Genomic DNA, 12,405 nt, shown 5'->3' on the forward strand with positions numbered 1-12,405 from the left:
TCGGTATGCGAGGGGTCGACGGCGACGCGTCAGCGGCCGCGGAAGAACTCCGTGAGGAGTCCCGCGCACGCCTCGGCGAGGACGCCTTCGACCACCTCGGGCCGGTGGTTGAGCCGCCGGTCGCGGACGACGTCCCACAGGGAGCCGGCCGCGCCCGCCTTGTCGTCGCGGGCGCCGTAGACGACCCGGTCCACCCGCGACTGCACGAGGGCGCCCGCGCACATCGTGCAGGGCTCCAGCGTGACGACGAGCGTGCAGCCGGTCAGCCGCCACTCGCCCAGCCGCGCGGCAGCCCGCCGGAGGGCGAGCACCTCCGCGTGCGCCGTCGGATCGCCGCCGGCCTCGCGTTCGTTGTGGCCGGCCGCGAGGACCGTCGTGCCGTCAGCGGCCAGCACCACGGCGCCGACCGGGACGTCCCCGCCCCGGACGGCCAGCCGGGCCTCGTCCAGGGCGAGCCGCATGGCGGCCCGCCAGGGATCGCGTACCGGGTCCGGTGGCGCCTCGGCTGCGGTCAGCGGACGGTCTCCAGGACCTCCGAGGCGCCCAGGGCGTCGGCGATCTCGTTGAGGGCGTCCTCGGACAGCGACTTCAGCTCCTTCTCGCTGACGCCGAGGTCGTCGAGGATCCCGGCGTCGCCGACCGGGCCGTGCGGCACGGCCTCGGCGGAGCCGGAGGCGCCGCCCTCGTCGTCGTCCTCTCCGTCCTCTCCGTCCTCGGTGCCGTCGAGGTCCAGGGCGTCCAGGTCGTCGTCACCCGGCTCCCTTCCGAGCAGTTCGTCGGTGAGCAGCAGCTCGCCGTACGAGCTGCGGGCGGCGGCAGCGGCGTCGGAGACGTAGATGCGAGGGTCTTCCTCGCCATCGATGCGGACGACACCGAACCACGAGTCCTCCTGCTCGATGAGCACGAGCACCGTGTCCTCGTCGGGAGTGGCTTCCCGGGCCAGGTCGGCCAGATCCGACAGGGTCTCCACATCGTCGAGCTCTGTGTCGCTCGCTTCCCACCCGTCTTCGGTGCGCGCGAGCAGTGCGGCGAAGTACACCGTGACTCTCCCACTGGTCATAGGCGTGCCGGTTGGGGGTCCCCCCGGCGGAGGTTACGGGCGGAGAGAGCTGTGCTCCGAGCCCCACCCACTCGGAATCGTGGCAGAAACAAGGCGTTCAGGGGACGTCTTCGACTCCCTGTGTCCGGTGGTTTTGATCGCACGTCCATGACTACGTCCGTAGGCAACTCACCAGCACACTCGTTGCGGCCACTGCGGATCGTACGCGGCTTTCCCTGCGCCCACGCACGCCCACCCCCGGTGCCACCCGTGACGGTGGCGATCTTCCCCGAACGTCCCAAGTGCCGTACGGACAGAAGGGGATCGTTCGGCTACCAGCGGAATGTGCGCATGCGCATCGCGTGACGCAGACGGGCGCTCTTGGCGCGTCGCGGCTGGACCCGGTCGCGCAGTTCACGGGCCTCCGTGAGCTCGCGCAGGAAGCGGTCGCGGCGTCGACGGCGCTCGGCGTCGGTCTCCCGCGGCACGCCCGAGCGCTCGGGAGACTCCGGCGCGTCGCGCTTCGGCAGGTCAGGCATCGGCTTCACCACCCCGGGTCCGTCTCCACCACTTTCCCCCGCCCGGGCGGTTTGATGCAGGCGAACGGCCCAAGCCCACTCACCGAGTGCGGGGGAGCCGGGCCGGTCCCGCCCGGTTACTGTTGTGGACATGCGTCTCCACGTCGTCGACCACCCCCTGGTCGCCCACAAGCTCACCACGCTGCGCGACCGGCGCACGGACTCCGCGACCTTCCGCCGCCTGGCCGACGAACTGGTCACCCTGCTCGCCTACGAGGCCACGCGTGACGTGCGCACCGAGCAGGTCGACATCGTCACGCCGGTCGCCGAGACCACCGGGGTGAAGCTCTCCCACCCGCGTCCGCTGGTCGTCCCGATCCTGCGCGCGGGCCTCGGCATGCTGGACGGCATGGTCCGGCTGCTGCCGACCGCCGAGGTGGGCTTCCTGGGCATGATCCGCAACGAGGAGACGCTGGAGGCGTCCACCTACGCCACGCGGATGCCGGAGGACCTCTCCGGCCGCCAGGTCTACGTCCTCGACCCGATGCTGGCCACCGGCGGCACCCTGGTCGCCGCGATCCGCGAGCTGATCCGGCGCGGCGCCGACGACGTGACCGCGGTGGTCCTGCTGGCCGCCCCCGAGGGCGTCGAACTCATGGAGCGCGAACTCGCGGGCACCCCGGTGACGGTCGTCACCGCGGCCGTCGACGACCACCTCAACGGCCACGGCTACATCGTCCCGGGCCTCGGCGACGCGGGCGACCGCCTGTACGGCGCGGCGGAGTAGCAGCCGCGCGAGCGGAACGCGAGCAGGAGGGGGCGTAGCAAGGCCGAAGGCCCGCTACGCCCGGGGCGCGGGAACTGCGCGACCGGCCACGGTCGGCCCGCAGCCCGCAGCCCGGATGGCACCGTGCCGAAGAGACGGGCCTTGGCGAAGCCCTCAGCAGGCCTTCTTCGTCGTCGCCGTGGGCTGCGGCGACACCAGCACGTTCCAGGCCTTCGCCGCCTCCGCCTCGGTGCTCAGGGCCTGGAACCTGTCGCCGATGATCAGATCGACCTCGGTCCCCCTGCGCGCCGCGTCGGCCCGCCGCTCGGCCCCGTCGACCTGCGTGGCCAGCACCGACAGCGAGGTGTTCAGCGAGGCGGTGGGCCCGAGCAGCAGGGCCGCGCCGGTGACCTTCTTGTCGTACTGCTTGGGCGCGTTGCCCACCTCGCCGATCTTGAAGCCGCGCTTCTCCAGCGCGTCGGCGGTGGTCTTGGCCAGCCCGCTGCGGGTGGTGGCGTTGAGGACGTTCACCGTGATCTGCGCGGGCCTCGGCAAGGCGGCCGGGGAGGCGGGGGCCGACGGGCTCGCCTTGGCCGACTTCACCGTGCAGGAGGCCTTGGAACCGGCCGCGGAGGCCGTCCCTCCGCCCCCGGTGAAGACGTCGATGAGCTGCAGGGTGCCCCAGCCGGCCACGCCCAGCGCGGCACCGCAGGCGACGACCACGACGATCAGCCTGCCGCGCCGCCGGCGACGGCGCATACGGGGGTACTTGTCCCCCGTGATCCGGTACTTGCCGCCCATGCCGGGGGGAGTCAGCATGCTCATGGGCGCAGCGTAGTGCGCCCGGGCGGCCGTGACTAATAAACGATCATCCGACATCGCTCAAGAGCGGGGGAAAGAACCCGAAAGGGCCAACCCCACTCACGGCGGAAGCGGCTCGGAGCCGCTCGACACGGCCCGGTGCGGCCCGGTCGCGACTCGGTGCGGCCCGGTCGCGGCTCGGTGCGGCATGGCGCGGCACGGCAGCCGCTCGGCTCAGCTCGGCGGCTCAGTCCAGTTCGAGGACGCGCGCGTGCAGCACCTGGCGCTGCTGGAGCGCCGCGCGCACCGCGCGGTGCAGCCCGTCCTCCAGGTAGAGGTCGCCCTGCCACTTCACCACGTGCGCGAAGAGGTCGCCGTAGAAGGTCGAGTCCTCGGCGAGCAGGGTTTCCAGGTCGAGCTGCTGCTTGGTCGTCACCAGCTGATCGAGGCGGACCGGGCGCGGCGCGACGTCCGCCCACTGCCGGGTGCTTTCCCGGCCGTGGTCGGGGTACGGCCGGCCGTTTCCGATGCGCTTGAAGATCACACGGAAAGCCTACCGGCCCAGACCTTCCGGGCGCAGCCATGGCGGCCGAGTGCGACGCTGGAAAAGCCATGATGAACAGGGTCAAAACGGGAGCACGGGTCCGTCTCCCGCTGCCCGTGCTCACGACCAGAAGGCCCCGCGAGCCATGGTGAAGACCGGTGGACGGGGCGGTCCGGGACCGGGCGGTCGGGAGTCCCCGCCGTGCGGGCGGTATGCACAGGCTGTGGACAGAGAATCGCGTTCGAGAATCTGACGGCGGCGGGCGCCACGACGGCGACGGCAGGTTCAAGACGGCAGGTTCAAGACGGCAGGTTCAAGTCGCCCGCCCGGGCCGTCGGCACCGGGTGGGACGCGAGACCACCCGCTCCCTCTGCGGCACGGCCCGGCGGAGGCGGTGGGCCACCGCCTCCGCCCGCGGCTCAGCGGTCCCGTTCCCGCACGGGAGGATCTTGCTCGGCCTTCTTCACCTGCGGCTTCGGCGTGGCGCTGCGGGCGGCCTCAGCGCGCAGCAGGGCGCGCAGGACGGCGTAGGGGTCGGTGGGCATGGCTGTGCTCCTTGCGTCGTGCTGACGGACCTGGTGCGGGGGTCGGTCAGCAGCGCAGGACCACGGTGCGCAGGGTGTGGGGCGCGTACGGCGTCCCGGGCGGGGCGGGGCACGGCCGCGCGGCCGGTGCGCCCGGTGCCGGGGCCGGCCGGGGCGCGGGCCGCAGGGGTGCCGCGGCGTGCCGGTCACCGGGGGTGGGCCGGACGGCGGTGTCCACGGCGTCGTACTCGACGGTCTCACCGGCGACGACGGACGCGGCGGAGGACACCTCGGCGGGCGCACTCGGGACGAGCAGGGCGAGCAGCAGCACGAGCACCCGCAGCCACGTGCGGCGGCGGGGGAGGTGTGCTGCGGTGCTCATGGAAGGTCATGTGCCCGCGACACGCCCGCGGTTCAGCACGCGGCGGCCGGAAGCACCCGTTCGGCGGACGGCGCCTTTCCGGCTCGGTGCGCCCCTCTCTGCGCGCCCTCCCCGCGAGCCCCCGGCGTGCCGCCCCCTACTTCTTCGCGGCCTTCGCCGCCGCCTTCATCTCCTGCTTGTGCGCCCGTACCTTCGTCAGCGACTCCGGGCCGGTGATGTCGGCGACGGACCGGAAGGACTTCGCCTCGCCGTAGGTGCCCGCGGCCTCCCGCCAGCCCTGCGGTCGTACGCCGAGCTGCTTGCCGAGCAGGGCCAGGAAGATCTGGGCCTTCTGCTTGCCGAAGCCGGGCAGCGCCTCCAGTCGCTTCAGCAGGTCCTTGCCGGTGCCGGCGTCCTTCCAGAGGGCCTCGGGGTCACCGTCGTAGTGCTCGACGAGGTACTGGCACAGCTGCTGGATGCGCTTGGCCATGGAGCCCGGGTAGCGGTGCACGGCCGGCTTCTCGGAGAGCAGCGCGGCGAAGGCCTCGGGGTCCTGGGCGGCGATGTCGTGCGCGTCGAGATCGTCGGCGCCGAGGCGGTCGGCGATCGTGCGGGGGCCCTTGAACGCCCACTCCATCGGGACCTGCTGGTCCAGCAGCATCCCGACCAGCGCGGCCAGCGGGGAGCGGCCGAGCAGCTCGTCGGCCTCGGGGTCCTGGGCGAGGTGAAGGGTGACGTCCATGCGTCGATGATCCCCGACCGGCCCCGCGCCCGCGCGCCGGTACCCGCCCCGCTCAGTCCGCGCGCCAGTACCCCAGCGCGTGCACCCGTTCCCTGGGGACGCCGAGCTCCTTGCGGACGTACGCCGAGAGGGTGCGGGTGGTGCGGGTGTCGCAGGCGATCCAGACGTACGGGTGTGCGGTGGCCGTGAGCAGGGCGGGCAGCTCGGCGCGGACCCGCTCGACCAGCTCCGCGCGCGGGACGTGCCGCACGTCGTGCCGGGCGGGGTCGGTGCGGAAGGGGAGGCCGTCACCCGCGCCGTCGGAGCCCTCGAACCAGACGGTCGCCGGCGCCGGGTCCAGCGCGGCCAGCAGGGAGTTGATCGCGGGCAGCGACGCGGGGTCGCCGACCGCGAGGACGCGGCCCGGGGCGGGGGCGGGGGTGTCGAAGGCGGTGCCCTGGACGGTCGCCTCGACGGTGTCGCCGGGCCGTGCCGCCCGCGCCCAGTCGCTCGCCACGCCCTCGTGCAGGGCGAACTCCAGCGAGAAGGTGCCGGCCGCCGGGTCGGGGTCGACCAGGGTGTACGCCCGCTGGTGCGGCCTGCCGGCCTGCGCGAACCACAGCCGCACCCACATCGTCGGGTGCATCCCGGTCGCGGCGAGCAGCCCGCCGTCGGTGAGGTGCACCCGGCGGAAGCGCGGAGTGACGTCCTGCGCGCCGGTCACGGTCAGCGTGAAGTCCTTCGCCCGCATCAGCCGGAGGACCGCGCCCTCCCAGCCCCGCCCCTGTGCCATGGCCTCTGCACCCCTCGCGTACGCTTCCTGCTCGAATGATTAGGTGAGGCTAACCTAAAGTGCCCGTAAGTGCCGGTGCAGGGGCCACGGGCGAGGGTGACGGAAGGGCCACAGGGTGACGACGTGACGACCGAGATCTACCGGGACGCGTGGGGCGTCCCGCATCTGCGCGCCCCGGACGCCCGTGCCCTCGCCCGCGCCCAGGGCCTGGTCACGGCCCGCGACCGGGCCTGGCAGCTGGAGGTCGAACGGCACCGCGCCCAGGGCACCTCCGCCGCCTTCCTCGGCCCGGAGGCCGTCTCCTGGGACGTGCTCGTCCGCCGGGCCCGCCTCGCCGACACCGCCCGACGCTGCCTCGACCGGCTGGAGCGCGAGGACCCGGAGACCGCCGCGTGGGTACGGGCGTACGTCGACGGCGTCAAGGAAGGGCTCCACGTCACCCCCGAGTTCACCCGGGTCGGGCTCGCCCCCGGCCGCTGGGAGCCCTGGACCCCGCTCGCGGTCTGGCTCTCCGTCCACCTCCTGTTCGCCGGTTTCCCCGCCAAGCTGTGGCGGGAGGAGGCCGTACGGCACCTCGGCCCCGACGCGGTCGGCCTGTTCGCCACCGACGGCCCCGGCACCTCCGGCAGCAACGGCTGGCTGGTGAGCGGTGCCAGAACCGTCACCGGGCAGGCGGTCATCGCGGGTGATCCGCACCGGTTCATCGAGGATCCCGGCGTCTACCAGCAGATCCGGCTCGCCTGCGACGAGTTCGACGTCGTCGGGCTCGCCGTGCCCGGCGTCCCCGGCATCGCCCACTTCGGCCACACCGGCCCGGTCGCGTGGGCCATCACCAACGCCATGGCCGACTACCAGGACCTCTACCGCGAACGGCTGCGACGCACCGGCGCCGGTGTCGAGGCCCTGGGCCCGGACGGCGTCTGGCGCCGGGCCGCCCGGCACACCGAGACCGTCGAGGTGGCCGGGGAGGAGCCGGTCGAGGTGGAGGTGATCGAGACGGAGCGCGGGCCGGTGATCGCCGGCGGACCGGAAGGACTGGAGAGCGGGGTGCCGCACCCTTCGGAAGGAACGGCCCCGGCGTCCGATCCCGCCGTCCCCCCGGCTCCGGCTCCGGCCCCGGCCTTGGCCCTCGCCCTCCGCTACCCGCCCCGCGTCACCGGGGACCTCGGCTTCGGCGCGCTCCTCCCCCTGCTGCGGGCCCGCCGGGTCGCCGACGTGGACGCCGCCTTCGACCTGTGGGCCGAGCCGGTCAACGTCGTCCAGGCCGCCGACACCGAGGGCGGACTGCTGCACCGGGTCGCCGGCCGGGTCCCCGTACGCGCCGAGGCCAACGGCGTCCGGCTGGTCCCCGCCTGGGAGCCCGGCCACGAGTGGACCGGCTGGCACCCGGCGCCCCACGCCGGACTCACCGACGGCGTCGCGGTCATGGCCAACCAGCGCGGCCCGGCCGCCCCCCTGGGCGTCGAGTTCGCCCCGCCGCACCGCGCCGACCGCATCCGGGCCCTGCTGGACGGCAAGGACACCTGGTCCGCCCCCGACATGTCCGCCGTCCACACGGACACCCACCTCGGCTCCGCCGGACCGCTCCTCGACCGGCTCGCCGCCCTCGGCGGACTCACCGGCCCCGCCGCCGCACTGCGCGCCCGCCTCCTGCGCTGGGACCGCCGCATGGACGCCGACAGCGAGGACGCGGCCCGCTACGCGGCCCTGCGCGGCGCCGTGGTCCGCCGGCTCGCCGCCCACCCGGCCTTCGCCGCCCTGACCACCCCGCCCGCCTACCCCGAGGTCCTCCTCCCCTGGCTGGCGCTGGTGCCCCGGATCGGCTTCGCCCTCGAACACCTCCTGCGCGCCCAGGAGCTGTACGGCGTGGACCGGACCCGGCTGGTCCGCGAGGCCGTCGAGGAGGTCGCCGTACAGCCGCCTGCCCGCTGGGGCGACACCCACCGCCTCGCCCCCTGGCGGGCCCTGCCCGACCCGTCGTACGAGGCCCCCGCCCTCTCGGGCGACCACGACTGCGTCCTGTGCACCACGGCCGTGCCCGGCTGGACCGACCTCGCCGCGCGCGGCCCGGCCGCCCGTTACGTCTGGGACCTGGCCCGCCGCGAGGACAGCCTGTGGGTGGTCCCGCTCGGCGCCTGCGGGCACCCCGACAGTCCCCACCACCACGACCAGCTGCCCCTGTGGCTCAGGGGCGAGCTGGCCCCCGTCGTCACCGACTGGGCACGGCTGACGAAGGAGAGCGATGTCTGACCGGCACGTCCCCGTCCCCTACGTCCACACGGAGCACGCCGAGGGCCTCGGCACCGTGGGCATCCGCCCGCTCGACGCCGCGGGCGACGCGGACGTCGTCCACGGCTGGGTGCGTGAGGAACGGGCCGCGTTCTGGGGCATGAACGGTCTGACCCGGGACCAGGTCGCCGAGATCTACGGCCACATGGCCGGCCTCGACACCCACCACGCCTACCTCGTCGAACTCGACGCCACCCCGGTCGGCCTGCTCCAGACGTACGAGCCCGCCGCGGACCGGGTCGGCGAGGTCTACGACGTGGAACCCGGCGACATCGGCGTCCATGTGCTCCTCGCGCCCGCCGGCGCCCGGGGCGCGCGCCCCGGCTGGTCGGCGGCGCTGATGCGGGTCTTCGCCACGTACGTGCTGCTCGGTCTGGACCGGCGGCGGGTCGTGGTGGACCCCGACGTCCGCAACGAGAAGGCCGTCGCCCGCTTCCTGCGGCAGGGCTTCGAGGCCGGACCGCCGGTCACCCTGCCCGAGATCGCCCTGCCGGACGTGTACCTGCCCGAGAAGAAGGCCCAACTGGCTTTCCTGCGCCGCGAGGTGCTGTTCCCGTAGGACCGGGCGCTGTTCCCGTGACGCCGCCCCCAGCCATAGCCTTCCGGCGTGAGAGCCCCGCTGACCCCGGAAGACCTCGTCGCCCACTACCGACTCGAACCGATCCCCCGCGAGGGCGGACTGTTCCGCCGCACCTGGGCCGGACCCGAGGCGCCCGACGGGCGCCCGGCCGGTTCCGCGATCGTCGCGCTGCTCGCCGCGGGCGACTTCTCGGCCCTGCACCGCCTGCCCACCGACGAGGTCTGGCACCACTACCTCGGCGACCCGCTGGAGCTGCTGCTCCTCGCCCCCGACGGCAGCTGCCGTACGGCGGTGCTCGGGCCGGACGTGCTCGGCGGGCAGCACCTTCAGCTCACGGTCCCCGCCCGCACCTGGATGGGGGCGCGGACCGCGGGCGCCTGGACCTTCTTCGGCTGCACCATGGCCCCCGGCTTCACCTACGAGGACTACGAGCACGGGGACGCGGCCGATCTGACGGCGCGCCACCCGGACCGGGCCGCGCTGATCGCGGGACTGTGCCGTCCATGACGTTGCTGGCGGGCCGGGTGGCCCTGATCACGGGGGCGGGCGGCGGGCTCGGCGGGGGCATCGCGCGCCGGTTCGCGCAGGAGGGCGCCGCGGTGGCCCTGCACTGCCGGACGAGCACCGGGGCGGCCCGCGCGCTCGCCGCGGAGATCGAGGAGAGCGGCGGGCGGGCGGTCGTCCTGCCCGGCGCCGATCTCACCGTCGAGGACAAGTGCCGCGAGCTGGTGGCGCGAGCCGCCGAGTGGGGCGGGGGACGGCTCGACGCGCTGGTCAACAACGCGGGCGTCCAGCCGGTACGGGCGCTGCCCGGGATGCCTGCGGCCGACTGGCGGGCGGTCGTCGACACCAATCTGACCAGCGTGTTCGCCGTCACCCAGGCGGCCGCCGAGGTCATGCGGGAGCGGGGCGGCGGCAGCGTCACGCACATCGCCTCGGTGGAGGCCCGGCTGCCCGCCCCGGGCCACGCCCACTACGCCGCCGCCAAGGCCGCCGTCGTGATGCATGCGCGCGCGGCGGCCCTGGAGTACGGCCCGCACGGCATCCGCGTCAACACGGTCTCGCCCGGTCTGATCGACCGTGAGGGCCTCGCCGAGGCCTGGCCGGAGGGGGTGCGGCGGTGGCGCGAGGCGGTCGCCCTCGACCGGCTGGGCCGCCCGGAGGACGTCGGTGACGCCTGTGTTTTCCTTGCCTCACGGCTGGCGGCCTGGATCACCGGCCACGACCTGGTGGTGGACGGCGGGGTGACGGCCCGGCCGACCTGGTAGGGGAGCCGAGCGGATGAGAAGGATGCCGTGCCCATCCGTACATGTCCCCGAGCACACGAGACTGGAGTCCGGGCAGCCCGGGCAGTTCGGAGCGGTGACGTGAGCGAAGGGCGCGACGGCGGACGGCGCGGCAGTGGACGAAGGCGACTTCAGGGGCTGGTGCTGCTGGCCTCCGTGCTGGTCCTGCTCCTCCTCGGCGGCGGACCGGCCTCGGCGCACGCGGCGCTCCGATCCACCGACCCCGTCGACGGAAGCGTCGTCAAGAACAGTCCCCGCAGCATCACTCTGACCTTCACCGAGTCGGTCGGCCTCGTCGACGACTCCTTCCGCCTCCTCGACCCCGAGAACCAGCGGGTGAAGCTGGGCGAGGCGGGGCATGTGGCGGGCCGCTCGGACAGTGTGCGGGTGAAGCTGCCGACGAAGCTCGGCACCGGCACCTTCACCGTGGCCTGGCGGGTGGTCTCCGCCGACAGCCATCCGGTGTCGGGCGCCTTCACCTTCTCCGTGGGCAAGGCCTCCCCGACCCTGGCCGTCCTGCCGTCCGACGCCACCGAGGACCCGGTGACCGACGGCCTCTACAACATCGGCCGCTACCTCGCGTACATCGCGGCGGCCCTCCTCGTCGGCACGGCGGCCTTCGTCGCCGTCTGCCGCCCGCCGGACACCCGCCCGCTGCGCCGGCCGCTGCTGATCGGCGCCTGGACGCTGGCCGGTTCGACGGTGTTCCTGTTCTTCCTCCGCGCGCCCTACGAGGCCGGCACCGGCCCGGCCGACGCGCTCGAGCCCTCTGGGCTGCTCCGCACCCTGGAGGGCCGCCCGGGCCTCGCCCTGGCGGCGCGCCTGCTGCTGCTCACGGCGGCGGTGGCCCTGCTCCTACGGCAGCGCAGCCGCCCCGAGCCGTCGAAGGCGGCCCTCGCGCTGGGCTCCGCCCTCGCGGTGGGCCTGGCGCTGACCTGGGCGGGCGCCGAACACGCCTCGGCCGGCCTCCAGGTCCCGCTGGCGATGACCTCCTCGGTGCTGCACCTGCTCGCCATGGCGGTCTGGCTCGGCGGCCTGGTCGCCCTGCTCACGCTGCTGCCCCGCGCCTCGGTCCCCTCGCGGGTGGTCACCCGCTTCTCCCGGCTGGCCGGACTCTCGGTGACGGTCCTCGTGGTGACCGGCGTCTACCAGTCCTGGCGGGGCCTCGGCTCCCTGTCGGCGCTGACGGACACGACGTACGGCAGGGTCCTCCTCGCCAAGCTGGTCGCGGTCACGGTGCTGCTGGCGGCGGGGGCGTGGTCGCGGGCGACGGTGACCAGCCAGGCGAACCTGACGAGAGGCACGAGAGCGAAGGCGCAGGCGCAGGAGGAGAGGACGGCGGAGGAGAAGGCGAAGACGAAGGAGACGGCGGTGCTGGTGGAGGAGACGGAGAAGGAGCCGGAGACGAAGACGGCGGCCGCGACGGAGACCGAGACCGAGACCGAGACGGAGACGGAGACCGAGACGGCGGTGGAGGCCAAGGTGCTGGAGAAGGCGGCCGTGGGCGGGACGTCGGCGCACGGGATGGCCGCCGGGGGACCGGCGAGCGAGCAGCCCTCGAAGACCGACGCCGGCACCGACGCCGGCTCGGACGGCGCCGCCGCCCCCTCGACGTCCGCCGCGGGGGGCGACCGCCCGTCTCGGCCGGACCGTCCGTCGTCCACCGGCCCGCGCCTCACCCCGGCGGAGTCCGCGCACAGCCGTGCCCTGCGCCGGTCGGTCCTGCTGGAGGTCGCCGTCTCCGTCGTCGTTCTCGTCCTGACGACGATCCTGACCGGCACCCTGCCGGGCCGGGCGGCGGCCGAGGCGGCGACGACCCAGCAGTCGGCCGGACTGCCGGTCGCCTCCGTGACGATCGTCCCCTTCGACCTCGGCAAGCCCGGACTGCGCGGCAAGGTGCAGGTCACCCTCGACCCCGGCACGGTCGGCGACAACACCCTCCAGGCCGTGGTCTACGGCCCCGACGGCGGTTTCGTCACCATCCCCGAGCTGCGGATCTCCTTCACCCTGCCCAGCCAGGACATCGGCCCGCTCGACGCCAAGCTGGTCGACAGGGGCGGCTACTGGGCCTCCAGCAAGGTCAGTCTGCCCATCGAGGGCACCTGGGAGATGAAGACGACGATCCGGGCCACGGACATCGACCAGGTGAGCGTGGTGAAGGACGTACAGATCGTCCGGTGACG

15 protein-coding genes are annotated in these 12,405 nt (G+C 74.2%); 6 read left to right on the forward strand and 9 right to left on the reverse strand.

Going from position 1 to position 12,405, the window contains the following annotated elements:
- Positions 1 to 29: 29 nt before the first annotated feature.
- The 3 genes from tadA to U5640_RS23885 form a co-directional block, all read right to left on the reverse strand.
- Positions 30 to 461, reverse strand: a complete 432-nt coding sequence (tadA, locus tag U5640_RS23875) for a tRNA adenosine(34) deaminase TadA (protein ID WP_340377796.1) — start codon at positions 459 to 461, stop codon at positions 30 to 32.
- Between the two features lie 50 nt (positions 462 to 511).
- Entirely contained in the window at positions 512 to 1,039 is a 528-nt protein-coding gene (locus tag U5640_RS23880; RefSeq protein ID WP_340385281.1) for a hypothetical protein, read from the reverse strand.
- A gap of 332 nt (positions 1,040 to 1,371) precedes the next feature.
- Entirely contained in the window at positions 1,372 to 1,578 is a 207-nt protein-coding gene (locus tag U5640_RS23885; protein ID WP_340377797.1) for a hypothetical protein, read from the reverse strand.
- A gap of 130 nt (positions 1,579 to 1,708) precedes the next feature.
- On the opposite strand from U5640_RS23885, the gene upp reads away from it, so the two are divergent.
- Positions 1,709 to 2,344, forward strand: a complete 636-nt coding sequence (gene upp, locus U5640_RS23890) for a uracil phosphoribosyltransferase (protein ID WP_340377798.1) — start codon at positions 1,709 to 1,711, stop codon at positions 2,342 to 2,344.
- 153 nt (positions 2,345 to 2,497) lie between these two features.
- Here the strand turns inward: upp and U5640_RS23895 are convergent, their stop codons facing one another.
- The 6 genes from U5640_RS23895 to U5640_RS23920 all read right to left on the reverse strand — a co-directional run bounded on the left by U5640_RS23895 (position 2,498) and on the right by U5640_RS23920 (position 6,067).
- Positions 2,498 to 3,148: a LytR C-terminal domain-containing protein gene (locus U5640_RS23895; protein ID WP_340377799.1), complete on the reverse strand. Its 651-nt coding sequence runs from the start codon at positions 3,146 to 3,148 to the stop codon at positions 2,498 to 2,500.
- Between the two features lie 223 nt (positions 3,149 to 3,371).
- Entirely contained in the window at positions 3,372 to 3,668 is a 297-nt protein-coding gene (locus tag U5640_RS23900) for a type II toxin-antitoxin system VapB family antitoxin (RefSeq protein WP_004943146.1), read from the reverse strand.
- Between the two features lie 419 nt (positions 3,669 to 4,087).
- On the reverse strand, positions 4,088 to 4,213 hold the full coding sequence (locus U5640_RS23905) for a hypothetical protein (RefSeq protein ID WP_340377800.1): 126 nt from the start codon (positions 4,211 to 4,213) through the stop codon (positions 4,088 to 4,090).
- Between the two features lie 46 nt (positions 4,214 to 4,259).
- Positions 4,260 to 4,574, reverse strand: coding sequence for a hypothetical protein (locus U5640_RS23910; protein ID WP_340377801.1), 315 nt, complete (start codon positions 4,572 to 4,574; stop codon positions 4,260 to 4,262).
- Between the two features lie 136 nt (positions 4,575 to 4,710).
- The gene (locus U5640_RS23915; RefSeq protein ID WP_340377802.1) at positions 4,711 to 5,295 is read right to left on the reverse strand and encodes an HhH-GPD-type base excision DNA repair protein; all 585 of its coding nucleotides are present in this window, start codon (positions 5,293 to 5,295) and stop codon (positions 4,711 to 4,713) included.
- 52 nt (positions 5,296 to 5,347) lie between these two features.
- Complete coding sequence (locus U5640_RS23920; protein WP_340377803.1) at positions 5,348 to 6,067, reverse strand: siderophore-interacting protein; 720 nt, start codon at positions 6,065 to 6,067, stop codon at positions 5,348 to 5,350.
- A gap of 123 nt (positions 6,068 to 6,190) precedes the next feature.
- Between U5640_RS23920 and U5640_RS23925 the strand changes: the two genes are divergently transcribed.
- From U5640_RS23925 to U5640_RS23945, 5 genes are all read left to right on the forward strand, one after another.
- Entirely contained in the window at positions 6,191 to 8,317 is a 2,127-nt protein-coding gene (locus tag U5640_RS23925; RefSeq protein ID WP_340377804.1) for a penicillin acylase family protein, read from the forward strand.
- Positions 8,310 to 8,915: a GNAT family N-acetyltransferase gene (locus U5640_RS23930; protein ID WP_340377805.1), complete on the forward strand. Its 606-nt coding sequence runs from the start codon at positions 8,310 to 8,312 to the stop codon at positions 8,913 to 8,915. Before U5640_RS23925 ends, U5640_RS23930 begins: the two co-directional genes overlap by 8 nt.
- A gap of 60 nt (positions 8,916 to 8,975) precedes the next feature.
- Positions 8,976 to 9,443, forward strand: coding sequence for a cupin domain-containing protein (locus U5640_RS23935; RefSeq protein ID WP_340385283.1), 468 nt, complete (start codon positions 8,976 to 8,978; stop codon positions 9,441 to 9,443).
- Positions 9,440 to 10,204, forward strand: a complete 765-nt coding sequence (locus U5640_RS23940; protein WP_340377806.1) for an SDR family oxidoreductase — start codon at positions 9,440 to 9,442, stop codon at positions 10,202 to 10,204. Before U5640_RS23935 ends, U5640_RS23940 begins: the two co-directional genes overlap by 4 nt.
- Before the next feature lie 159 nt (positions 10,205 to 10,363).
- Positions 10,364 to 12,403 (forward strand): copper resistance protein CopC, encoded by a 2,040-nt coding sequence (locus U5640_RS23945; protein WP_340385285.1) that lies wholly within the window; start codon positions 10,364 to 10,366, stop codon positions 12,401 to 12,403.
- Positions 12,404 to 12,405 lie beyond the last annotated feature (2 nt).

The organism is Streptomyces sp. SS7 (assembly GCF_037993025.1).
In the GTDB taxonomy this organism is placed as follows: Bacteria; Actinomycetota; Actinomycetes; order Streptomycetales; family Streptomycetaceae; genus Streptomyces.

What these genes read in the sequence shown, in the direction of transcription:
- U5640_RS23885 (WP_340377797.1), bottom strand. Translation starts at nt 1,578, where the DNA reads ATGCCTGACCTGCCGAAGCGCGACGCGCCGGAGTCTCCCGAGCGCTCG.
- U5640_RS23940 (WP_340377806.1), top strand. Translation starts at nt 9,440, where the DNA reads ATGACGTTGCTGGCGGGCCGGGTGGCCCTGATCACGGGGGCGGGCGGC.
- U5640_RS23910 (WP_340377801.1), bottom strand. Translation starts at nt 4,574, where the DNA reads ATGAGCACCGCAGCACACCTCCCCCGCCGCCGCACGTGGCTGCGGGTG.
- upp (WP_340377798.1), top strand. Translation starts at nt 1,709, where the DNA reads ATGCGTCTCCACGTCGTCGACCACCCCCTGGTCGCCCACAAGCTCACC.
- U5640_RS23895 (WP_340377799.1), bottom strand. Translation starts at nt 3,148, where the DNA reads ATGAGCATGCTGACTCCCCCCGGCATGGGCGGCAAGTACCGGATCACG.
- U5640_RS23930 (WP_340377805.1), top strand. Translation starts at nt 8,310, where the DNA reads ATGTCTGACCGGCACGTCCCCGTCCCCTACGTCCACACGGAGCACGCC.
- U5640_RS23905 (WP_340377800.1), bottom strand. Translation starts at nt 4,213, where the DNA reads ATGCCCACCGACCCCTACGCCGTCCTGCGCGCCCTGCTGCGCGCTGAG.
- U5640_RS23920 (WP_340377803.1), bottom strand. Translation starts at nt 6,067, where the DNA reads ATGGCACAGGGGCGGGGCTGGGAGGGCGCGGTCCTCCGGCTGATGCGG.
- tadA (WP_340377796.1), bottom strand. Translation starts at nt 461, where the DNA reads ATGCGGCTCGCCCTGGACGAGGCCCGGCTGGCCGTCCGGGGCGGGGAC.
- U5640_RS23915 (WP_340377802.1), bottom strand. Translation starts at nt 5,295, where the DNA reads ATGGACGTCACCCTTCACCTCGCCCAGGACCCCGAGGCCGACGAGCTG.